This is a genomic window from Deinococcus marmoris (assembly GCF_001949125.1).
Classification (GTDB): domain Bacteria; phylum Deinococcota; class Deinococci; order Deinococcales; family Deinococcaceae; genus Deinococcus; species Deinococcus marmoris_A.
Genome location: NZ_MSTI01000115.1, coordinates 73,124 through 93,498, shown reverse-complemented (window position 1 = coordinate 93,498; position 20,375 = coordinate 73,124). Strand labels below are relative to the sequence as shown.

Below are 20,375 nucleotides of genomic sequence, written 5' to 3'. Positions count from 1 at the left end.
GGCTCTCTTCATCTGTAGGCAAGACTCAGTTACAGGCAAATCTCAGTCGCCCACGCCGCCCAGCGTCGCCTCTTCCGGCGTGCGGCGCAGCACGGACCAGATCATGAACAGGCCCGCCAGCGACAGCGCCGCCCCCATGATGAACGCTGCCCCCGGCACCCGCACGGACGCGCCGCCGCCGTTGAAATAGGCGAAGACGGCGGTGGCGACAATCGGCCCCACCACGCCCACCAGACTGGTCAGGCTGGTGATCGCGCCCTGCACGCGGCCCTGCTCGGTCTCGCTGACCTGACGGCTGATCAGGCCCTGAATGGCGGGTTGCGCCAAGCCGCCGCCCGCGCCCACCACCAGCGAGGCGTACAGCACCGGGGAACTGCGCGCCACGCTCAGGATCAGGAATTCGGCGGTGGACAGCGCCAGCCCCAGCAAGATGGTGCGCCGCTCGCCCAGTTTCTTGATGGATACGCCGATCAGCCCGCCCTGCACCACCGCCGTCAGCAGGCCGAAGAAGGCCAGCGCGATTCCGTTTTGCAGCGGCGTCCAGCTCAGCACGCCCTCGGTGTACAGAACCCAGGTGCTGAAGATGACCTGCCCGGCCAGCCCCAGCAGCACGAATGTCAGGGCGAGGCTTCGCAGCAGTGCGTATTCGCCCAGCGCCTTGAGCGGAGTGAGGGGATTGAGGTCCCTGCGGTTGAGCCGCTTGCCGCGCGCCGAGGCGGGCAGCGATTCGGGCAGCACGAAGTAGCCGTACAGCAGATTCAGCCCGCTCAGGGCCGCCGCCGCCAGGAACGGCACCCGCAGCCCATACTCGCCCAGCAGCCCGCCCAGCGCTGGCCCCAGGATGAAGCCCAGGCCAAACGTCGCGCCCAGCAGCCCGAAGTTCTTGGCCCGGTCCGCAGGAGGCGTCACGTCGGCAATGTAGGCATTGGCCACGGTCAGGCTGGCCCCGGTGACCCCGGCGATCAGGCGGCCAATCAGCAGCCACCACAGGCTGGGCGCAAAGAACAGCAGCAGGTAATCCAGCGCCATACCCAGCAGACTCAGCAGCAGCACGGGCCGCCGCCCGTAACGGTCACTCAGCGTGCCCAGAATCGGGGCGAACACGAACTGCATCAGCGCATAGGCCGCCGTCAGCAGGCCGATGTCGCGCGCCCCTGCCGCCTCCGATCCGGCCAGTTCCTTGACCAGCCCCGGCAGCACCGGGATGATCAGCCCGATGCCCATGATGTCGATCAGTGCGGTGATGAGAATAAAAATCAGGGCGGCGGGGCGTTTGGACATGACATGACCTTCTTGGGGGAGGAGGGCTTCTTATGACAGGAGAGCAGGCATGAGATTGGACGCGACTCACGCAGAGTTTCGGGTTGAATGTAATTCCCAGAACAAATTACGTCAATAGGCAAAGAGGCGGATGTAGTCAGCCTCCATCAAACCCACAGCCCACAAAAACCGCCCCCACTTCGGAGGGCGGCTCATACGGATTCCGTCTGTTTCGCGCAGAAATCGGGACAGCGCCGATTCCTGCACTCCACGCCCGGAACCCGTTTTTCTCCTTCTCGCTCTGCTCGGATTTCCAGGCGTTTCAACACCTTTCAATCGGAGTCCGTATCAGACTTCAGGACTTCAGTAGAACTTGGTGACGCGCTCGACGCCGTGGCGGTGGTGCGGGAAGCCGTCCTCGGCGCGCTTGCCGATGGGCAGCAATCCGGCGAACTGGACGTGTTCGGGCAGGCCCAGCACCTCGCGCACCTTGGCGGGATCGAAGCCCAGCATGGGGACGGTGTCGTAGCCCAGGCCGCGCGCCGCCAGCATCAGGAAGCCGAAGGCGATGTTGGCCTGCGATAAGCCCCACTGGCCGCGCTGGGCCACGTCCTGACCGCCGAAAGCGCCGTCGAAGGTCTTGCGCTGTCCGGCGCGGCCCTCGTCACCCATGCCGGGGTGAGCGGTCTCTTCCACGGTGTTCAGGGTGTCTTCCATGTCGCTGTAGACCACGATCACGGCGGGCGCGCTGCCGATCTGGGGCTGACCGTAGGCGGCAGCCTGGAGCTGTTCCTTGATCTCGGCGGTCTGGACCACGGCGAAGCGCCAGGTCTGGGCGTTCCAGGCGCTGGGGGCCAGGCTGGCGAGGCGCAGGATCTCGTGCAGATCGCCCTGATTCATGGGTTCCTGCACGAACTTGCGGATGCTGCGGCGGGTTTCGATGGCCTCGGCAACGGTGAGGGGGGCGACGGTCTGGGGCTGGGTCAGGGTAGCGGTCATGTCTGGAACATTACGCCCACCGGTTTAAAATGTCAAGCGGTGTAATCCTCTGCTTAATTGATTTTGCGTTTAGGTGTAGAATCCTACCATGAACACGGAACTTTCCGCTCCCGGACCCTCTGCCACGGCAGTCGAGAAGGGCTTTTGCCCGGTCTACCGGGCCATCGGCGTGTTGCAGGAGAAGTGGGTGCTGCACATCGTCCGCGCGCTGCTGGACGGCGAGAAGGGCTTCAATGAGCTGGCCCGCGCGGTGGGCGGCTGCAACAGCGCCACGCTGACCCAGCGCCTGGAACACCTGGAAACACTGAAGATCATTGACAAGCGCACCGAGGACACGCACGGCAAACTGGCCCGCAGTGTCTACACCCTGACCCCGGTGGGCCGCGAGTTGCAGAGCGTCATCGACGCCATCGACACCTGGGGCCGCGCCCACCTGCAAGAAGGGCATCCGGGCGTCGTCTCGGCGCAGGGTTGTTAATGGCCCCTCGTTGTTAATGGCGCAGGGCTGCTGAGCCAGTTATGTGGACCGCCGTCCTGATCTTCATCGTGCTGCCAGTGGCCCTGATCGTGTTGGCCTTCAAGATCAGGCCGCTGGTGGACACGGACCAGCCGCGCGGCGACGCGCTGGGCGGGATGCGCGCGGCTGGCGGTCTGTTTGGCAGCCACGGCCTCGCGCCCGACGAGCGCAGCGTGCGCGAAGACACCGAGCGGATACGCCTGAATCTGGATCAGGTAAAGGCCCGTGAGTAAAGCCCCATTCCCGGTCCAAACGCCGCTGCTCTAAGCTGGGCGCATGAGCCTTAAAGACAACTTCACGGCAGACGAGTGGTTCAAGGTCATGACTGGCCCCGGACGGGCGGGCGCGGCAGTGGTGGCCGCCAGTCCCAGCGGATTGACGGGCCTGCTGGCCGAGGCGCAGGCCATTGCCAACGCGGTGCGCGAGAGCGTGAGCAGGGACAGCCGCACCCCGCTGATGGAGGCGATGGCCGCCGATCTGCTGGGCCAGCCCGCCGCCAGAGCGCCGGAGCAGGAACGCGCCCGCAATGTCGAGGACGTGAAAAACCAGAGCCTGGAAGGTGTGCGTCAGGCCATGTGGCTGGTCAATGCCAAGACCAGCGCAGAAGACGCTTCCGCCTACCGCGAGATGCTGATGCTGGTGGCGCAGCGCACCGCAGAGGCCGCCAAGGAAGGCGGATTCCTGGGCTTCGGCGGCGAGCAGGTCAACGATAAGGAACGCGCCGTGATCGAGGAATTGCGCCAGTTGATCGGCGGCCAGCCCACTGGGAGCGATGAGGCGGGCACGATCACGCACGAAACACCGCCCGGAGCATCGGAAGTGCGGCCAGAACCGGGACCGGACGGATCGGGAAACAGCAACTGAAGCTGGGTTGAGCGGATGATCTCTTTCGACAGACGGCCCACTCAGTTCGGTGGCCGTCTGTATTTTTTGCAGGATGCTGGGGTGGCTGCCTCGGTTTGATCCCTCACCTTTCAGTCCCACCAAAAACCCACAAAAAAGATGAAGGCCGCGCCAAGATGACGCCGCCGCGCCTGCGGGTGTAGCGTCGGAGGCAGAGCAAAACCCAAGGAGGCGTCAACTATGGATTACCGTCATCTGGGCCGCACCGGCCTGAAAGTCAGTCCCCTGTGTCTGGGCACCATGAACTTCGGCCCCGAAACCACCGAGCAGGACAGCCACGCCATCATGGACGCGGCGCTGGACCGGGGCGTCAATTTCTTCGACACCGCCAACGTGTATGGCCGTCAGCCCGGCGAGGGCGTGACCGAGCAGATCGTCGGACGCTGGCTGGAAAGCAACCCCGGCAACCGCGATAAAATCGTGCTGGCCACCAAGGTCTACGGCAAGATGGGCGACGGCCCCAACGATCAGAAACTCTCGGCGTACCACATCCGCAAGGCGTGCGAGGACAGCCTGCGCCGCCTGAAGACCGATCACATCGATCTGTACCAGATGCATCACATTGACCGCGCGACGCCCTGGGAAGAGGTCTGGCAGGCCATGGAACAACTGGTGCGCGAGGGCAAGGTGCTGTACGTGGGCAGCAGCAACTTTGCGGGCTGGAACATCGCGCAAGCCAACACGCTGGCGGCCCAGCGCCACTTCATGGGTCTGGTGTCCGAGCAGAGCCTGTACAACCTGTCGGCGCGCACCATCGAGCTGGAGGTCATCCCGGCCTGTCAGGCGCTGGGGCTGGGCCTGATTCCCTGGAGTCCACTGGGCGGCGGCCTGCTGGGCGGTGCCTTGCAAAAGGCCAGCGAGGGCCGCCGCGCGGGCGAGAACATGCAAAAGCAGATCGACAAGCACCGCCCACAACTGGAGCAGTACGAGGCGCTGTGTGGGGAGCTGGGAGAGTCCCCGGCGGACGTGGCACTGGCGTGGCTGCTGCACCAGCCCGCCGTGACCGCCCCGATCATCGGCCCGCGCACGGCAGAGCAACTGGACGGCGCACTCAGAGCGCTGGACATCAAGCTGAGCGACGAAACCCTGAAAAAGCTGGACGACATCTGGCCCGGCCCCGGCGGACAGGCCCCTGAAGCCTACGCGTGGTGAGCGCCGTCTCCCAGACCCTTCCGGCGGGGCCAGTGGTCCTGACGGGGGCGGCGGGCCGGGCCGGACGCGCGGCCCTGAAACATCTGCTGGAATACGGTTATGAGGTTATCGCCGTTGATACCCAGCCAATCCCAAGACCGGAGGGCGAATTCCCCGGCTCCTTGAAAGCCGTTCTGCGCGCCGATCTGACTGATCTGGGCCAGACGCTGGAGGTCATGCACAGTGCGGGCAGCGTGGTTCATCTGGCCAATATTCCCGCCCCGGACCTTCAGGCCCCGCATCACACCTTCGTGCAGAACGTGACCATGAACCACAGCGTCTTTACGGCGGCCACCATGCTCGGTCTGGGCCGGGTGGTCTGGGCGTCCAGTGAAACCACGCTGGGCCTGCCCTTCGACGTGCCGCCCCACTACGCCCCGGTGGACGAGGCGCATTACCCACACCCCGAGTCGTCGTATGCCCTGAGTAAAGTGGTCACCGAGACGATGGCAGAGGATTTTGCGCGTCACTCGGGTATTCCCTTCGTGGCCCTGCGCTTCTCCAACATCCTGGGGCCGGAGGAGTACCGCCGTTTCCCGGAGCTGGCCTGGCCCGATCCCCACGCGCGCAAGTGGAATCTGTGGGGCTACATCGACGAGCGGGACGCCGCGCTGGCCTGCCGTCTGGCGCTGAGCGCGCCGCTCCAGGGGGCCAGCAGCTTCATCATCGCCGCCGCCGACACCGTCATGCCGCAGCCCTCGCGCACGCTGATGGCGCAGGTGTTTCCGGGCGTGCCCCTCCGGGAATCGTTGAAGGACTTTGAAACGCTGCTGAGCATCGACCACGCCCGCGAGAAACTGGGGTTCGAGCCACAGCACCGCTGGCGAGACACGCTGGGCGAGGACGGCGCAACCCACCAGGGAGGACAGGCATGAAGGTTCTGTTTATCGGCGGCACCGGCATCATCAGTTCGGCGTGTTCGGAACTGGCTCTGGCGCAGGGGATGGAGTTGTACCTGCTCAACCGGGGCAAGTCCTCGCGGCCCGTGCCAGACGGCGCGAAGGTCTTGAGAGGCGATATCCGCGATCCGGCCAGTGTCCGGCAGGCGCTGGGCAATCTGGAATTCGACGTGGTGGTGGACTGGGTGGCCTTCACGCCCGAAAACATCGAGACCGATCTGGAATTGTTCGCGGGCCGGACCAAGCAGTATGTGTTCATCAGTTCGGCCTCCGCGTACCAGAAGCCGCTGGGGCACCTGCCGATCACGGAATCCACGCCGCTGCACAACCCGTTCTGGCAGTACTCGCGCGACAAGATCGCCTGCGAGGACCGCCTGACCCGCGCCTACCGCGAGGACGGCTTTCCAGTGACTGTCGTGCGGCCCTCGCACACCTATGACCGCACGCTGCTGCCAATGGACGGTGGCTGGACCGTGGTGGACCGCATGCGCCGGGGCAAACCCGTGATCGTTCACGGCGACGGCACCTCGCTGTGGACCCTGACCCACCACCGCGACTTTGCCGTGGGATTTGTGGGTCTGCTGGGCCGCCCAGCGGTGATCGGCGAGGCGGTGCAGATCACGGGTGACGAATGGCTGACCTGGAACCAGATTTTCGAGCTGGTGGCCGGGGCAGCAGGCGTCAAGGCCCAGCTTGTCCACGTTCCATCCGAGGTCATTGCCGCCTTTGCCCCCGACTGGGGCGCGGGTCTGCTGGGCGACAAGGCCCACAGCGCCGTTTTCGACAACACCAAGATCAAGCGTCTGGTGCCGGAATTCAACGCCACCATCCCCTTTGCGCGCGGCGTGCAGGAAGTGCTGGCGTGGTACGACGCGGACCCGGCGCGGCAGGTGGTGGATGAGGAACTGGACGGGCTGATGGACCGGATCATCGGGCAGATTCAGACGGTCAGGCCATAGAGGGCAATGCCACGCGGCGCACACTGGCCCCACTCCCCGTTTCGCAGGACGAGGGTTTTTCCATTGCTAACGCCTGATGCCTTCGGCACCTACCTGAAACACGGACTGACTCCGCCGTTCTCCCCGATTTCCCGAAAGGAGCGGCCCCGCCAAACAACCTCACCCCCCCGGCCCCGCCAAACGGGTAACGTACAGGCATGACCCGTGATGGTTCCGCACCTGCCGCCGCCGATGCCCTGAGCGCCGCCCAGACCGCCTACGACGCCATTCGCGCCAGGGGGCTGAAGCTGAACATGCAGCGCGGCCAGCCTTCCGACGCGGATTTTGACCTGTCCAATGGGCTGCTCAGTACGCTGGGCGAAACGGACCTGAGCATGGACGGCATCGACCTGCGGAACTATCCGGGCGGGATTGCCGGGCTGCCCAGCGCACGCAAGATGTTCGCGGATTATCTGGACGTGAAGGCCGAGAACGTGATCGTGTGGAACAACGCCTCTTTGGAATTGCAGGGCTTCGTGCTGACCTTCGCGCTGCTGCACGGTGTACGCGGCAGCAAAGGGCCGTGGGTGGGGGGCGAGAGCAAGCCGAAATTCATCGTGACCATCCCCGGCTATGACCGGCACTTTCTGCTGCTCCAGACGCTGGGTTTTGATCTGGTGACGGTAGACATGCAGCACGACGGGCCGGATGTGGACGCCATCGAGCGGCTGGCGGCAGAGGACGCGAACATCAAGGGCGTCCTGTTCGTGCCCACCTACAGCAATCCCGGCGGCGAGACGATCAGCGCCGCGAAGGCGCAGCGGCTGGCCGCGCTCCAGGCCGCCGCCCCCGATTTCACCATCCTGGCCGACGACGCCTACCGCGCACACCATCTGGGCACGCCGCCCGAAACGGTCAACTTCGTGACGCTGTGCCGGGACGCGGGGCACCCGGACCGGGCTTTCGTGTTTGCCAGCACCAGCAAGATCACGCTGGCGGGGGCTGGGCTGGGGTTCGTGGCCACCAGCGAGGACAACATCAAGTGGATGTCCAAGTATCTGAACGCCCAGAGCATCGGCCCCAACAAGCCGGAGCAGGCGCGGCACGTCAAGTTTCTGGGCAGTTATCCCGGCGGCATCGATGGACTGATGCGCGACCACGCCGCCCTGATCGCTCCCAAGTTCCGCGCGGTGGGCGAGACCCTGCGCGCCGAACTGGGCGAGGGCGATGACTTCGCCACCTGGGCCAATCCGCAGGGCGGCTATTTCATCAGCCTGGACACCACCGCCCCCGTCGCGGCCCGCGTAGTGGAACTGGCCGACGCGGCGGGCGTGAGCCTGACTCCCGCCGGGGCCACCTACCCGGACGGCAAGGACCCCGGCAACCGCAACATCCGCATCGCGCCGACGCGCCCGCCCGTGGGCGAGGTCTATATCGCCATGAGCGCCGTCGCCGCGTGCATCCGCCTGGCCACCGAGGAATATCGCGCAGGGCAGCGGGCGCAGGGCAATTCCTGAACCTTTCAATTCACAGCTTGATTTCCCTGCGCCCTGTGGCCCAGGATGCCCGTCATGCCTAACCACTTCGCGGGCAACGCCGACGAGCGCGCCGCACTGGACGCCTATATCAAGCTGTGGCGGGGCGCTCACGCCGTGGAAGTCACGGCCAACCGGCATCTGGCAGACCACGGCCTGACCCTCAGCCAGTTCGCGGTGCTGGAGGCGCTGTTCCACCTGGGACCGCTGAGCCAGCGCCAACTGGCCGACAAGATCCTGCGTTCCAGCGGCAACCTGACGATGGTCATCGACAATCTGGAGCGAGACGGACAGGTCAGCCGGGAGCGCAATCCCGCAGACCGCCGCGCCTTCCAGATTTCTTTAACAGAGGAAGGACGCGGCCTGATCGAGCGGATTCTGCCCGGCCATGTGGGCGGCATTCGGGAACTGTTCGGCGTGCTGGAACCGGAAGAATTGCAGCAGCTCAGCGTCCTGACCCGCAAGATTGGACTGGAAGCCCAGCGCCGGGATGCGGAGCGGGGCGAGGCCGCACCGACACGGAGAGCAAAGGTTTAGAAAGCGCTCACCCTGTTTTTCAGACAGACAGAACTGCTCTCTGGCACAAAGAAAACGCACCCCCAGAGAAAATAGTCTCTGGTCTTCCGAAGAGCAGCCTCTATCCAGACTCCGCTTGAAAACCGCTTAATGTTAAGCTATTATTGCAGCATGACTTCCTCCCCTTCCAGCCAGATTTCCCCCGTCCAGGGTCTGCACCACATCACGGTGATGGCCAGTGATCCGCAGCGCAACATCGACTTTTACACCAACGTTCTGGGGCAGCGCATGGTCAAGGTGACGGTGAACTTTGACGATCCCGGCACCTATCACCTGTACTACGGGGACTGCACCGGGCAGCCGGGCACGATCATGACCCACTTTCCCTGGCCCGCTGCGGCGCGCGGCGTGCGCGGCAACGGCGAGATCGTGGCGACGGCCTACAGCGCCCCGGCGGCCTCGTACGACTACTGGCTGGGCCGCCTGACCGGGCTGGGGCTGGAGGTGCGCGGGGACCAGCGCTTCGGCCAGCCCACGCTGACGGTGGATGACCCGGACGGAACGTGGGTGGAACTGGTCTTCGAGGACGGCGCACCTGTGGAGGAGTGGCCCGCCTCGCCCATCCCGCCCGAACACGCCCTGCGCGGCTTTCACTCGGTCACCGGCTGGGTCAGGGAGACCGGGGCCGTGCGCGATCTGCTGGTGGGCCAACTGGGCTTTACCGAAGTGGGCACCGAGGACGACGCCGAGGGCCAGCGCACCCGCTTCCGGGGCAGCGGCGATGACGATGGGGGCGCGGGCGTGGGCCTGTTCGTGGATGTGGTGGAACGGCCCGGCGGGGCGCGCGGCTCCTTTGGGGCGGGCAGCGTGCATCACGTCGCGCTGCGGACCCGCGACGACGAGCAGCAGACCGCGTACATGGGGCAACTGACAGCGGCGGGCTTCCGGCCCACGCCCGTGCAGGACCGCCAGTACTTCCACAGCATCTATTTCCGCGAGAGCAACGGCATCCTGTTCGAGATCGCCACCGACGCCCCCGGCTTTCCCGACGACGAGGCGGTAGATGAGCTGGGCAAGCACCTCAAGCTGCCCGAATGGTACGAGGCCCGCCGCCCTACCATCGAGGCGCACCTGCCGCGCATCGTCAGTCCCGAATACGGCGTGACGCTGGGAACGCGGGAACTGGGAACGGCTCCGGCCATTCAGGAGGAAACCGCACCCTCCGGCATTCAGGTTCTCACCGCTGGACGCCCGCTGGGCGAGGCGCGGGTGGCGGCTATTTTGCTGCACGGGCGCGGCGGAACAGCGCAGGACATCCTCTCGCTGGAGGGAGACTTGAATCTGAGCGCCTTCACCTATCTGGCCCCGCAAGCGGACGGCAACAGTTGGTATCCGCAGTCGTTCCTGGCCCCGCTGGAACAGAATCAGCCGCATCTGGACGCCGCGCTTGCCACGGTGGACGCCCTTCTGGCTGAACTGGAAGCGCAGGGCATCGGGCCGCAGAACGTGGTGCTGGGCGGCTTCAGCCAGGGCGCGTGTCTGGCGCTGGAATATGCCAGCCGCAGCGGGGTCAGACTGGGCGGCGTGGTGGCGCTGAGCGGCGCACTGATCACGCTGGACGAGACGGGCGATCTGGACGGCCTGCCCGTGTTCATGGGCAATGCCCCGGACGACGCGCATATTCCGCTGGACCGCTTCCAGGCCAGCGAGGAACTGCTACGGTCACGCGGCGCATCGGTGGACGCCCGCGTGTTTCCGGGACTGGGCCACGCCATCAACGCCGAGGAACTGGACGCCATGCGGGCGCTGATGCAGGCGGTGGTGGGGCAGGCGTAGGGGTCTTAACGGAGTGTGGCCGCGATAAAAACCGGGGTGGCATCCAGCCCCTCGAAGCCCGGCCCGTAGGCGCGCACGGTCACCAGCACGCGGTTGCCGCGCACGTCCACCCGCTCCAGCGAGTAACGGGCGGCGCACTTGCGGTCTGCGGGCAGGCTCAGATCCTGGTGGATGGTCTGCGTGTTGACGGTCAGGCTGAATCCGGTGGGCGCATTCCCCGGCCCCAGCAGATCACCGTAGGGGCAAGCCGAGGGCAGGGCATACACGCTCAGCTTGATCGGGACGGGCATGGACCACAGGGCCACGTTGGTGATTCCAGTCTGCCCCGCGCCCAGACCGTCGCTCCACTGCGGAAACGGCTGCGGATACACGCGGTTGTATTTCGCGGCGGACACGGCCCCCGGCGTCAGGCCGTAAGCAGACAGCGTGGCCGGGGTGGGCGGCGTGGTCAACAGATTCCAGCGCAACGTGTTGGGCAGGGCGTCTGCCGTTTTCTGGCGGCTGTAGAGCTGCGCCCCCGTCGCCGTGCTGAACACCTTGAGGCTGGCCGTGCCAAAGCCAGAGCCGTCCTGCACCCCCGAACTCAGGACCATCACCCGCGCCGAGGTGGAAGAAAAGCGCACCTGATCGACCGGAATACGCTCGTTCGCCGCAGCAAGGGTGACGGTGGCGGCCAGGGTCAGCGTCAGCAGATGTCTCATGACTGAGCGTACACCCTGGGGAAAGCGACAGAACACCCCCTCCGAAAAACCCCGCTCCATCCTGACTTCTCCGCTCAGGATGGGGCGTTGAGTTTGTAATAGCGGGAAGATAGAATGGGCTTATTGAGAATTATTCCCATTAAGGATTCTCTGCCAGGAGGCTCCATGACCACCCCCAATACAGCCACACCAACAAGTTTTGCCGCGCCGACACGCCAACCCCGCTTTAACCTCTCGCCCGAACTGCGCTCCGCTGTCCTCCTGACTGGCCTGACCCTGCTCGGCCTGCTGGTCGGTGCAGCAGGCCAGTACCTGCTGAAAGTGCCTGCCATCATGTGGGGTGGCTATCTCGTCGCGTATCTGGCGGGGGGCATTCCTGCCGGGCGTGAGGCGCTGCACAGCCTGTTCGTGGAAAGGAAGCTGGACGTCGATTTGCTGATGGTGGTGGCCGCCCTAGGTGCGGCGAGCATCGGGCAGGCGGCGGACGGCGCGATTCTGCTGTTCCTGTTCAGCCTCAGCAACACCCTCCAGGACTGGGCGATGGGCCGCACCAAGCATGCAATCAGCGCCCTGATGGACCTGAATCCAGCGGGGGCCACCGTGCGCCGCGACGGGCGCGAACGCTGGTGTGAACTGAATGACATCCGCATCGGGGACCTGCTGGTCATCAAGCCCGGCGAGCGCATTGCCGCCGACGCCCGCGTGACGCTGGGGCATACGGCGGTAGACGAGTCGCCGATCACCGGGGAAAGCTTGCCGATTGATAAGGCGGCGGGCGCGGAACTGGCCTCCGGCACCGTCAACCTGAACGGCAGTGTGGAGGCCGAGGTCATTCGCCCGGCAGGCGACAGCACCCTGGCCCGCCTGGTGGCGCTGATGGAACAGGCCCAGACCGCCAAGAGCCGCACCGAGACCCTGACCGAGCGCTGGGAAAGTCCCTACGCGACGGTGGTGATCGTGGCCGTGCCGCTGGTGTTCGCGCTGCTGCACTACGGCTTCAAGCTGTCCATCGATACCTCGTGGTACCGCGCCATGACCTTCATGGTGGTGGCCAGTCCCTGCGCGGTGGTCATCAGCACGCCCGCTGTGATGCTCAGCGCGATGGCGGCGGCGGCGCGCGGCGGCGTGCTATTCAAGAGCAGCGCGGCGATGGACGCCTTGGCCCGTGTGAACACCATCGCCTTCGACAAGACCGGCACACTGACCCAGGCGAAAATGAAAGTGGCCCGCGTGGTGGCCGACGACGAGGCGGGGGCGCTGGCCCTGGCCGCCGGACTGGAAAGCCACAGCGAACACCCCATTGCACAGGCGGTGGTGACGGCGGCACGGGCGCAGGATGTTTCCTTTATCCCCGTGCGAAATGCTCAGGCCGTACCCGGAATGGGCATCGAGGCCATGCTGGACAGCGGTGAGCGAGCTTGGGCCGGAAACCTTCGCCTGATGGAGCGGGAGAGAGCCAGCCTGAATGCCGTTCAGGACGCCGCCCTGCGCGAGCTGAATGCCGAGGGCAGCAGCACCGTGATCGTGGGCGTGGGCAGCCGCGTGCTGGCTGTGATGGGCGTGGCCGACACGCTGCGCCCCGGCATCGCTGAAGCCATCGCCAGTCTGAAGACGGCAGGCGTGGAACATCAGGTGATGCTGACCGGCGATAAAATGGAGGTGGCCCAGGCCGTGGCCGCCCAGATCGGCCTGAGTGAGTACCGCGCCGAACTGCTGCCCGAGGACAAGCTGCGGATCATGGGCGAGTTGCCCGGCCCACTGGCAATGGTGGGCGACGGCGTGAACGACGCCCCGGCCCTGGCCCGCGCCGATCTGGGCATTGCCGTCGCCAGCGGCACCGACGTGGCCATCGAGAGCGCCGACGTGGTCCTGATGAAAAACGATCTGGGCAAGCTGGCCGGAGCCGTGAAACTGGCCAAAGATGCCCGCCGCACCGTGATCCTGAATCTGGCCTTCGCCTTCGGGGTCATCCTGATCATCGCGCCGCTGGCCGTGGCCGGGCACATTCCGCTGCCGCTGGGCGTCATCGCACACGAGGGCGGCACCGTGTTAGTGGTGTTCATGGGGCTGCGCCTGCTGGGGCACCGGCTGTAGAACGGTCCAGTCCACCTCTGGCCCTCTTCACCGTGGAGAGGGTCTTTTCCTTTCGGATCGGGGCGTTCCCACCGATGCAGATGAAATCATACGAACTTCGATTAGAGGGTGTTGAAAACACCCGTAATCCGAGCGGAGCGAGAAGGAGAAAAACGGGTTCCGGGCGTGGAGTGCGGGAATCGGCGCTGTCCCGATTTCTGCGCGAAACAGACGGAACCCGTATCAGAGATTTCTCGTAGCTACAGCGGTGTAGATGAACGCTCCGAAAACGTAGATGAACGGAAAGACGGCTGCCAGCAACGCCAGCCTGCCCCGCCGCAGGATCATCAGCACCACCGTGGCGATCACGCAGACGGGATAGACGTAAAGCATGGTGAACATGGTCTCCGAAAAATGCGCGCCTATCGGGTCCTGCGCGCCGCTGTCGCTGGCAAACAGTGATGCCACGAGGGTAAAGAAGCTCATCACCGCCCCCAGCAGCAACAGGGCGATCAGGCCGAGGATGGACCAGAGTTTCATCGTTGCAACCACTATAAAGGAGGTAGTCCTGGACCACTGGCCGGGTTATCAATGGTTCGGACAGTTTTGGGTGGCGTCGCGTGCTGGATGGAGAGGAGAAAAAGTAGGGTGTCGCGAGACGTCCAAGGCTCTGCTGGACACAGAATGCTCTGTATTCAGGTGATGTGTCTCCGATTGATCAACAGGGCTGTCTGGCAGGGCAAATAAATAATATCAATCCAGGTATCGGTGTCGGATTGAGTTTAATTCGGGCAACGGTTGAAAAACACCGTTCTGCTGGCAGCGTACCTGCTGAAAACTGTCCGAACCATTGGTTATACGGATTCCGCTTAATTACCGTATAGAGGCCACCAGTGGAACAGGGTGTGCTGGGTGAGGAGATCGGGTTGTCGGCGGCACTGTGGCGAAAAATGATGGCTGAATAGAATTCAGCGATGCGCCAGTCTGCGCTTTTTATTCGGAGTCCGTATTAGCCCATCAGGATGAGGTGAGGCCAGTCCAGACAGCAGCCGCGACAAATGCGAGCATGAAATAGAGAAACGGAATCACTGCCGCCATCAGAGCATGACCGTACCTTTCCCTTGCAAACAGCCATACCGAGACAAGCAGACACATCAGGTAAACCACCGGAACAGCCATCAGGGTCACGAGCAGATGCTGACCTGCCGGGCTTCCCTCGCCGCCGGCAAAAAGGGCCAGGACAACAGCCCCGGCACAGAGTGGAACCCCCAGCACAAGCAGCGCCACCTGAACCACGGCCATCCACGTTTGCATTCGCCGCAGTTTATGTCAGGCGTCGTCAAGGGACGAACCTGCGCCCAAGCCCCAAAGCTCTGTAAACCCGCCCCGCACCACCGCCCACCCCGCCTCCTCTACCCTGAAGCCACTCAAATTCAGGAGGTTCCAATCATGGGAGAAGGCAAACCAGACACCACCCAGAACCAGGCCAACCACCCCGCCCAGGAAGGCCACAGCCCACAGGGCGGCAGCAAGGACACCAACGATCTGCATGACATCAAGGGCGTCCAGAAGACCGGGATGCAGGAAAAGGCCAAGCAGGCCGAGAACCTGCCCGAGAGCGTCATCGGCACCGATACCCTGAAAAACCCCAACCAGCGCTCGTAAACCGCAAGCCAGAAAAGGAGTCTATATGGGAGAAGGTAAACCGCAGTCACAGGCCGAAACGAATGTTGCACAGACCGATGTGCAGACCACCGACAAGTGGGAGACCGGCACCCCCAAGACCCCCAGCGACGCCGAGGCGCAGGCCGTGGTGGACGCCATAAGCGACAGGCACGCCGGGGACGGGTCCACCACCTCCACCGCGCAGCAGGTGTCCAGCACCCTGGACCCCCGCGCGGAGGAGCAGGGCGGCGACGCGATCAACCCGTCCAGCTTCGGCGGCCTGAAAGATGGCCTGCCTGCCAGCGGCGCTCCGGCGGACCCGGACAAGACCGTGGACGCAGACGAGAAAATCTAGACTACCGAAAAATAGAGATGGACCGGGGATAGCATTCCCCGGTCCATCTTTCAGATTTCCAGCAGCACATGCTCGGCGCTGAAGCCCGGTCCCATCGCGCTCAGGAGCGCCTTGCCCTGCGGCCCGGCTTTCAACGCTTCTTCCAGCACGAACAGGACGGTGGCGCTGCTCATATTGCCGTGGGCGCGCAAGATTGTGCGGCTGCTGTCCAGTGCGCCTGACGGCAGGTCCAGCGCTTCCTCGTAGGCGCTCAGCACCTTGACGCCGCCGGGATGGACGATGAATGTGCTGATCTCCTCCTGAGTCCAGCCGTGGGCGGCCAGCGCCTCAGCGACATTGCCGTGCATCATGCCGCGCACCAGGGCTGGAATATCGCGGCTGAAGCGCACTTTCAGGCCGTCGTCCACCACATCCCAGCCCATGATGTCCTCGCTGTTCTCGATCAGCGTGCTGTACGCGCCGTGGAGGGACAGCAGGGGCGGCGGGCCGGGAACGTCAAGCGACGTGACCACCAGGGCCGCGCCGCCATCGGAAAAGAGGGCCGTGCCCACGAAGTTGCTCTTGGATTCGTCGCCCTTGACCAGCGTCAGACTGCACAGTTCCACCGCCACGTACAGCACGCGCTTGAAGCCTGCGCGCACCAGATCGGCGGCCCGCGCCAGCCCCGCCGCGCCGCCCGCACAGCCCAGACCCCAGATGGGCAGCCGCGCGGCATGACGGCCCATGCCCAGCGACTCGATCAGCCATGCGTCCAGGCTGGGCGTGCTGAGGCCGCTGGTATTGACCACGATCACCGCATCGATCTCGGTGGGGCGAAGCTCGGCGCGGGCCAAGGCTTCCGCGCTCAGCCGGGTAATCAAGGCGCGGGCCTGCTCGATAAAGACAGCATTCTTCTCGCCAAAGCCGCGCGGCTCCAGATACCAGTCCAGCGGGCGTGATAAGGCACGCGACTCGATCTGGGCATTGCTGAACACGTCCAGAAGATGCGGGCGCGCAGCCATGCGGGGAAACAGCGTGCGGGCTGCCTCCCTGATCTCGGACTGGGCCACCTGATAGGGCGGCGATCCGGTGACCAGGGAACGCAGGACGGGACATGAAACGGCTGAACTCATTCGGCCATTGTGGCGCGAAGTGGTGGGGAAAAACAGGAAACGGGCGGGCTGAATCGCACCCGCCCCCCCGTTACAACCTGCAACTTATTTCTGGTTCTTTTCCCACTCCTGCTTGCCCACCTCGTCGAGTTTCTTGAAATCCTCGTCGGTCAGGGTCAGGCTGGCGGCGGCCACGTTTTCTTCCAGGTGACGCACCTTACCCGTACCGGGAATGGGGAGCATCACCGGGCTGCGCTTCAGGACCCAGGCCAGGGCCACCTGCGAGGGGCTGGCATTCAGGCGCTTTGCCACTTCGTCCAGCACACTGCCGTCCTTTGCCAGGCTGCCCGCCGCCAGGGGGAACCACGGCAGAAACCCGATGTTCTCCTTCTCGCAGTAGTCCAGCACGTCCTCGGACTTGCGGTTCACGAGGTTGTAGAGGTTCTGAACCGTGGACACCGGGAACACCTCGCGGGCGGCCTCGATTTCTTCCACGTTGACCTCCGAGAGTCCGGCGTGACGAATGACGCCCTCCTCGATCAGCTCGCGGATGGCCCCGAACTGCTCGTCTCTCGGCACATTGGGATCAATGCGGTGCAGTTGCCACAGGTCAATCCGGTCCACGCCCAGGCGGCGGCGTGAGATGTACGCCTGCTGCTTGAGGTACTCGGGACGGCCCACAGGCGTCCAGACATTGGGGCCAGTGCGGGTCAGGCCGGCCTTGGTGGCGATGACCACGGTGTCGTAGGGGTGCAGCGCCTCGCGGATCAGTTCCTCGCTGACGGCGGGGCCGTAGCTGTCGGCGGTGTCGATCAGGTTGACGCCCAGCTCAGGCAGGCGGCGCAGGGTTTCCAGCGCGCCCTCTGGGTCAGCCGGATCGCCCCAGATGCCGTCGCCCGTGATCCGCATGGCACCGAAGCCCAGGCGATTGACGCTCAGGTCTCCGCCGATCTTGAAAGTGCCGCTCTGTGCTGCATTCGGTTGGGCCGCATTTGGTTGGGCCGCATTCGGTTGGTCAGCGTTGGACTGTTGGGTTGTCGTTGATTTGTCGGTCATGGGTGGTGCCTCCATCTGTGAATATGCGCCTTTTTGAAAACAGGCGGGGAGAGGTGAGGGTTGAGCGTGTCCAGAGGTTTGGAGCGGTCAGTCGGCCTCCGACACGGCGCAGGTCTCACGGTACACAAACTGTTCCAGGCGTTTGCGGTGGCGGCTGCTCCAGTCGATGGTGGGGCGGCTCTGGTCTGCGGGCAGGTAGCCCAGGCGAAACAGAGCCATCAATTCCAGATCGTCGGGGACAGCCAGCAGTTCCTTGACCTCCTGCCAGTGGCGCGGAATCTCGGCGGGGGTGCTGACGAACTGGATGCCCATACCCAGCGCCCCCACCGCGTTCCAGATGTTTTCCACCGCCGCGCCCAGCCCGAACACGCTGTAAAAGCCCGACAGTTCGCCGGGGCGGTACTCGGTTTTGTCTAGCAGCGCGGCCAGCAGCAACGGGCTTCCGGCCACCAGTTGACGGTTGTCCTCACCCAGTTTCTTGGGAACGCCCAGTTGGCGCATCACTTTGAGGCCCGCGTCGCTGAACACCTGCCGCGTAAAGGGTTTGAGCGGTCCGGGCAGATGATCGATGTGGATGCCGTCGCGCTTGGCCTCCATCTCGGCCTGCGAGAAGCGGAAATAGCGGCGGTAGCGCTCGAAGAACAGGCCCGCGTCGATCAATTCGGTCATGCTTTGGCCCGACAGTTCGGCCACCCGCCCGATGGTCTGGGGGCTTTCGATCAGCACGAAACGCCACGGCTGGGAGTTGAAATGGCTGGGCGCGGCCTGCGCCACCCGCATCAGCGCGTGCTGGTGTTCGCGGCTGACCGGATCGGGGCGAAAGGGGCCGTTGGTGGTGCGCCGCCGCAGCATCCCCTCAATCACTGGGGGCGGAACGGTGGATGGAGGGGCAACGGGCAGAGAGGTCATGGAGGCAGGCTAGCAGGGGAGCTGAACCGTTGCAGGCAAATTGGCCTGTCCCCGCGAGGCGGTGGCGACTGGAGCCAGATCAGCCAGTGATCGCCGCGCCGATGCACCTTGAGAACTCCAGAGTTGGACGAATGGAAATGGGCGGAGTCCTGAACGGCATTTTTTCCGTTCGAAGCCCCGCACCTGACACTTCAGAAAATTGGTTTTCCAGTCGCGGGAAACGGCGCATCCGGGCTATTTGGTGATCAACCTGCTGAGGCAACGCTTCGGACTGCATTCGCCTTCGGGGGCTTAGCAGCCCAGCCTCCCGCCTACTCCACGCCGAAGCTGATGAACTTCGTCTCCAGGTACTCGTCCAGGCCCCAGTGCCCGCCCTCGCGGCCCACACCGCTGTTTTTCATGCCGCCGAAGGGCACATGCGGCGCACCCGCGCTCGGCACGCCGTCGTTGATGCCCACGATGCCGTACTCCAGCGCCTCGGCCACCCGGAAGGCGCGGCCCAGATCGCGGGTATAGGCATAGGCAGCCAGCCCGTATTCCGAGTCGTTGGCGAGGCGCAGCCCTTCTTCCTCGGTGTCGAACACCACGACGGGGGCCACCGGGCCGAAGGTTTCCTCGCGCAGAATCAGGGAATCGGGATGGACGTTCGTCAGCACGGTAGGCTGGAAGAACAGGCCGCCCGCCGCCTCGCCGCCCACAGTGGCCGTCGCGCCCAGCCGCAGCGCATCTTCCACCTGCGCCCTGACCTTGTCCAGCCCGGCCTGCTCCACCACCGGGCCAACACCCGTGCTGTCCAGCAGCGGATCGCCCAGCACCAGCGCCCGCGTCTTCTCGGTCAGGATGCGGGTGAATTCCTCGGCCACCTCGCGCTGCACGTACACGCGGTTGGTGCTGATGCACGTTTGCCCGGCGTTGCGGAACTTACTGCCCACCACCTCGCGGGCGGCTTTATCCAGATCGGCGTCGGCGAACACCAGAAACGGCGCGTGGCCGCCGAGTTCCAGGCTGACGCGCTTGATGGTCTTCGCCGCCTGCTGGTACAGCAACCTGCCGACAGCGGTGGAACCGGTAAAGGTCAGTTTTCTAACGCGAGCATCCTCCATGAACGGTGCGGAAAATTCGGCGGCGGAATTGGTGGGCAGCACCTGCAAGGTGTTGGGCGGGCCACCCGCCTCCAGCCACAGTTCGGCCAGATACAGCGCGGTCATGGGACTCTGCTCGGCGGGCTTGAGGACCATCACGCAGCCTGCGGCCAGCGCGGGGGCGGCCTTGCGGGTGATCATTCCGGCGGGAAAATTCCAGGGGGTCACGGCGTAGACGATGCCCACCGGCCCGCTGGCAGTCATGCCACGCTTGTGGTCAAAGCGCATGTTGACGCGCTCGCCGCTGATGTTCCCGGCTTCCCCGGCACACCACTCGATAAAGCTGGCGGCGTAATGCACCTCGCCGCGCGTCTCGGTGATCGGCTTGCCCATTTCCAGTGTCATCAGGCGGGCCAGTTCTTCCTTGTGGACGAACATCAGGTCGTTCCATTTGCGCAGGATCAGGCCGCGCTGGTAGGGATTAACTTTGCGCCAGCTTTCCAGGGCGACTTCGGCGGCGTCAATGGCCCGCCGGGCGTCGTCTGCCGTGCAGTCGGCCACCGCGCCGATGCTTTCGCCCGTACCGGGGTGAAAGACCTCGAAGGTCTGGGGGGTGCTGCGCCACTCGCCGTCAAAGTAGGCTTTACTGCGGGTCACGGGATCGTTCTGGAGTGTGGTCATGGGGCCTCGCTTTCGGCGACAACTGTTTTGGCAATGGTTGCGCCGCGCACCGGAATGTCCGGCAACAGGAAGAGTTGGGTGGTGAAGGGTCCGCGCCCAGGCGGGTGAAGTCGGCCTGACGGACGTGATCCTGCCACGAGTGTAGACCCCCAGCACCTGCGCCAGCGT

21 protein-coding genes are annotated in these 20,375 nt (G+C 64.7%); 12 read left to right on the top strand and 9 right to left on the bottom strand.

Annotated elements, in window-relative coordinates; translation table 11 throughout:
• Nucleotides 1–42 precede the first annotated feature (42 nt).
• Nucleotides 43–1,281 carry a TCR/Tet family MFS transporter gene (locus BOO71_RS17155; RefSeq protein ID WP_075834357.1) on the bottom strand — a complete coding sequence of 413 codons (1,239 nt, stop codon included), beginning with the start codon at nucleotides 1,279–1,281 and terminating at the stop codon, nucleotides 43–45.
• Between the two features lie 342 nt (nucleotides 1,282–1,623).
• A complete protein-coding gene (locus tag BOO71_RS17150) occupies nucleotides 1,624–2,259 on the bottom strand; it encodes a nitroreductase family protein (protein WP_075834355.1) in 636 nt (211 codons plus the stop codon).
• Between the two features lie 88 nt (nucleotides 2,260–2,347).
• Between BOO71_RS17150 and BOO71_RS17145 the strand changes: the two genes are divergently transcribed.
• From BOO71_RS17145 to BOO71_RS17105, 9 genes are all read left to right on the top strand, one after another.
• A complete protein-coding gene (locus BOO71_RS17145) occupies nucleotides 2,348–2,737 on the top strand; it encodes a winged helix-turn-helix transcriptional regulator (protein WP_075834354.1) in 390 nt (129 codons plus the stop codon).
• Nucleotides 2,738–2,778: 41 nt separating this feature from the next.
• Entirely contained in the window at nucleotides 2,779–3,009 is a 231-nt protein-coding gene (locus tag BOO71_RS17140; protein ID WP_075834352.1) for a hypothetical protein, read from the top strand.
• 43 nt (nucleotides 3,010–3,052) lie between these two features.
• Nucleotides 3,053–3,640 (top strand): hypothetical protein, encoded by a 588-nt coding sequence (locus tag BOO71_RS17135; protein WP_075834350.1) that lies wholly within the window; start codon nucleotides 3,053–3,055, stop codon nucleotides 3,638–3,640.
• 219 nt (nucleotides 3,641–3,859) lie between these two features.
• Nucleotides 3,860–4,831 (top strand): aldo/keto reductase, encoded by a 972-nt coding sequence (locus BOO71_RS17130; protein WP_075834348.1) that lies wholly within the window; start codon nucleotides 3,860–3,862, stop codon nucleotides 4,829–4,831.
• Nucleotides 4,828–5,745: an NAD-dependent epimerase/dehydratase family protein gene (locus BOO71_RS17125; RefSeq protein ID WP_254843199.1), complete on the top strand. Its 918-nt coding sequence runs from the start codon at nucleotides 4,828–4,830 to the stop codon at nucleotides 5,743–5,745. The genes BOO71_RS17130 and BOO71_RS17125 overlap by 4 nt, the downstream gene beginning before the upstream one ends.
• Nucleotides 5,742–6,728: an SDR family oxidoreductase gene (locus BOO71_RS17120; RefSeq protein ID WP_075834347.1), complete on the top strand. Its 987-nt coding sequence runs from the start codon at nucleotides 5,742–5,744 to the stop codon at nucleotides 6,726–6,728. The genes BOO71_RS17125 and BOO71_RS17120 overlap by 4 nt, the downstream gene beginning before the upstream one ends.
• Nucleotides 6,729–6,925: 197 nt before the next feature.
• Entirely contained in the window at nucleotides 6,926–8,224 is a 1,299-nt protein-coding gene (locus tag BOO71_RS17115) for an aminotransferase class I/II-fold pyridoxal phosphate-dependent enzyme (protein WP_075834345.1), read from the top strand.
• Between the two features lie 54 nt (nucleotides 8,225–8,278).
• Nucleotides 8,279–8,779: a MarR family winged helix-turn-helix transcriptional regulator gene (locus BOO71_RS17110; protein WP_075834344.1), complete on the top strand. Its 501-nt coding sequence runs from the start codon at nucleotides 8,279–8,281 to the stop codon at nucleotides 8,777–8,779.
• Between the two features lie 150 nt (nucleotides 8,780–8,929).
• Complete coding sequence (locus tag BOO71_RS17105) at nucleotides 8,930–10,594, top strand: VOC family protein (protein ID WP_075834342.1); 1,665 nt, start codon at nucleotides 8,930–8,932, stop codon at nucleotides 10,592–10,594.
• 5 nt (nucleotides 10,595–10,599) lie between these two features.
• On the opposite strand, the gene BOO71_RS17100 is transcribed toward BOO71_RS17105, so the two are convergent.
• Nucleotides 10,600–11,295 carry a DUF2259 domain-containing protein gene (locus BOO71_RS17100; RefSeq protein ID WP_075834468.1) on the bottom strand — a complete coding sequence of 232 codons (696 nt, stop codon included), beginning with the start codon at nucleotides 11,293–11,295 and terminating at the stop codon, nucleotides 10,600–10,602.
• A 165-nt stretch (nucleotides 11,296–11,460) separates the two neighbouring features.
• On the opposite strand from BOO71_RS17100, the gene BOO71_RS17095 reads away from it, so the two are divergent.
• Complete coding sequence (locus BOO71_RS17095) at nucleotides 11,461–13,389, top strand: heavy metal translocating P-type ATPase (RefSeq protein ID WP_083653555.1); 1,929 nt, start codon at nucleotides 11,461–11,463, stop codon at nucleotides 13,387–13,389.
• 222 nt (nucleotides 13,390–13,611) lie between these two features.
• Here BOO71_RS17095 and BOO71_RS17090 read toward each other — a convergent pair whose 3' ends face one another.
• On the bottom strand, nucleotides 13,612–13,908 hold the full coding sequence (locus BOO71_RS17090) for a hypothetical protein (RefSeq protein WP_075834340.1): 297 nt from the start codon (nucleotides 13,906–13,908) through the stop codon (nucleotides 13,612–13,614).
• Between the two features lie 477 nt (nucleotides 13,909–14,385).
• Entirely contained in the window at nucleotides 14,386–14,682 is a 297-nt protein-coding gene (locus tag BOO71_RS17085) for a hypothetical protein (protein ID WP_075834339.1), read from the bottom strand.
• A 135-nt stretch (nucleotides 14,683–14,817) separates the two neighbouring features.
• On the opposite strand from BOO71_RS17085, the gene BOO71_RS17080 reads away from it, so the two are divergent.
• Entirely contained in the window at nucleotides 14,818–15,033 is a 216-nt protein-coding gene (locus BOO71_RS17080) for a hypothetical protein (protein ID WP_075834337.1), read from the top strand.
• Between the two features lie 25 nt (nucleotides 15,034–15,058).
• Complete coding sequence (locus BOO71_RS17075) at nucleotides 15,059–15,388, top strand: hypothetical protein (RefSeq protein ID WP_075834336.1); 330 nt, start codon at nucleotides 15,059–15,061, stop codon at nucleotides 15,386–15,388.
• Nucleotides 15,389–15,438: 50 nt separating this feature from the next.
• On the opposite strand, the gene BOO71_RS17070 is transcribed toward BOO71_RS17075, so the two are convergent.
• The 4 genes from BOO71_RS17070 to BOO71_RS17055 form a co-directional block, all read right to left on the bottom strand.
• Nucleotides 15,439–16,500, bottom strand: a complete 1,062-nt coding sequence (locus BOO71_RS17070; protein WP_075834334.1) for a type III polyketide synthase — start codon at nucleotides 16,498–16,500, stop codon at nucleotides 15,439–15,441.
• Nucleotides 16,501–16,584: 84 nt separating this feature from the next.
• A complete protein-coding gene (locus BOO71_RS17065) occupies nucleotides 16,585–17,535 on the bottom strand; it encodes an aldo/keto reductase (protein WP_083653553.1) in 951 nt (316 codons plus the stop codon).
• 87 nt (nucleotides 17,536–17,622) lie between these two features.
• A complete protein-coding gene (locus BOO71_RS17060) occupies nucleotides 17,623–18,444 on the bottom strand; it encodes a nitroreductase family protein (protein ID WP_075834333.1) in 822 nt (273 codons plus the stop codon).
• 311 nt (nucleotides 18,445–18,755) lie between these two features.
• Nucleotides 18,756–20,207 (bottom strand): NAD-dependent succinate-semialdehyde dehydrogenase, encoded by a 1,452-nt coding sequence (locus tag BOO71_RS17055; RefSeq protein WP_075834331.1) that lies wholly within the window; start codon nucleotides 20,205–20,207, stop codon nucleotides 18,756–18,758.
• Nucleotides 20,208–20,375: the final 168 nt, after the last annotated feature.

What these genes read in the sequence shown, in the direction of transcription:
- BOO71_RS17155 (WP_075834357.1), bottom strand. Translation starts at nt 1,281, where the DNA reads ATGTCCAAACGCCCCGCCGCCCTGATTTTTATTCTCATCACCGCACTG.
- BOO71_RS17150 (WP_075834355.1), bottom strand. Translation starts at nt 2,259, where the DNA reads ATGACCGCTACCCTGACCCAGCCCCAGACCGTCGCCCCCCTCACCGTT.
- BOO71_RS17145 (WP_075834354.1), top strand. Translation starts at nt 2,348, where the DNA reads ATGAACACGGAACTTTCCGCTCCCGGACCCTCTGCCACGGCAGTCGAG.
- BOO71_RS17140 (WP_075834352.1), top strand. Translation starts at nt 2,779, where the DNA reads ATGTGGACCGCCGTCCTGATCTTCATCGTGCTGCCAGTGGCCCTGATC.
- BOO71_RS17135 (WP_075834350.1), top strand. Translation starts at nt 3,053, where the DNA reads ATGAGCCTTAAAGACAACTTCACGGCAGACGAGTGGTTCAAGGTCATG.
- BOO71_RS17130 (WP_075834348.1), top strand. Translation starts at nt 3,860, where the DNA reads ATGGATTACCGTCATCTGGGCCGCACCGGCCTGAAAGTCAGTCCCCTG.
- BOO71_RS17120 (WP_075834347.1), top strand. Translation starts at nt 5,742, where the DNA reads ATGAAGGTTCTGTTTATCGGCGGCACCGGCATCATCAGTTCGGCGTGT.
- BOO71_RS17115 (WP_075834345.1), top strand. Translation starts at nt 6,926, where the DNA reads ATGACCCGTGATGGTTCCGCACCTGCCGCCGCCGATGCCCTGAGCGCC.
- BOO71_RS17110 (WP_075834344.1), top strand. Translation starts at nt 8,279, where the DNA reads ATGCCTAACCACTTCGCGGGCAACGCCGACGAGCGCGCCGCACTGGAC.
- BOO71_RS17105 (WP_075834342.1), top strand. Translation starts at nt 8,930, where the DNA reads ATGACTTCCTCCCCTTCCAGCCAGATTTCCCCCGTCCAGGGTCTGCAC.
- BOO71_RS17100 (WP_075834468.1), bottom strand. Translation starts at nt 11,295, where the DNA reads ATGAGACATCTGCTGACGCTGACCCTGGCCGCCACCGTCACCCTTGCT.
- BOO71_RS17095 (WP_083653555.1), top strand. Translation starts at nt 11,461, where the DNA reads ATGACCACCCCCAATACAGCCACACCAACAAGTTTTGCCGCGCCGACA.
- BOO71_RS17090 (WP_075834340.1), bottom strand. Translation starts at nt 13,908, where the DNA reads ATGAAACTCTGGTCCATCCTCGGCCTGATCGCCCTGTTGCTGCTGGGG.
- BOO71_RS17085 (WP_075834339.1), bottom strand. Translation starts at nt 14,682, where the DNA reads ATGCAAACGTGGATGGCCGTGGTTCAGGTGGCGCTGCTTGTGCTGGGG.
- BOO71_RS17080 (WP_075834337.1), top strand. Translation starts at nt 14,818, where the DNA reads ATGGGAGAAGGCAAACCAGACACCACCCAGAACCAGGCCAACCACCCC.
- BOO71_RS17075 (WP_075834336.1), top strand. Translation starts at nt 15,059, where the DNA reads ATGGGAGAAGGTAAACCGCAGTCACAGGCCGAAACGAATGTTGCACAG.
- BOO71_RS17070 (WP_075834334.1), bottom strand. Translation starts at nt 16,500, where the DNA reads ATGAGTTCAGCCGTTTCATGTCCCGTCCTGCGTTCCCTGGTCACCGGA.
- BOO71_RS17065 (WP_083653553.1), bottom strand. Translation starts at nt 17,535, where the DNA reads ATGACCGACAAATCAACGACAACCCAACAGTCCAACGCTGACCAACCG.
- BOO71_RS17060 (WP_075834333.1), bottom strand. Translation starts at nt 18,444, where the DNA reads ATGACCTCTCTGCCCGTTGCCCCTCCATCCACCGTTCCGCCCCCAGTG.
- BOO71_RS17055 (WP_075834331.1), bottom strand. Translation starts at nt 20,207, where the DNA reads ATGACCACACTCCAGAACGATCCCGTGACCCGCAGTAAAGCCTACTTT.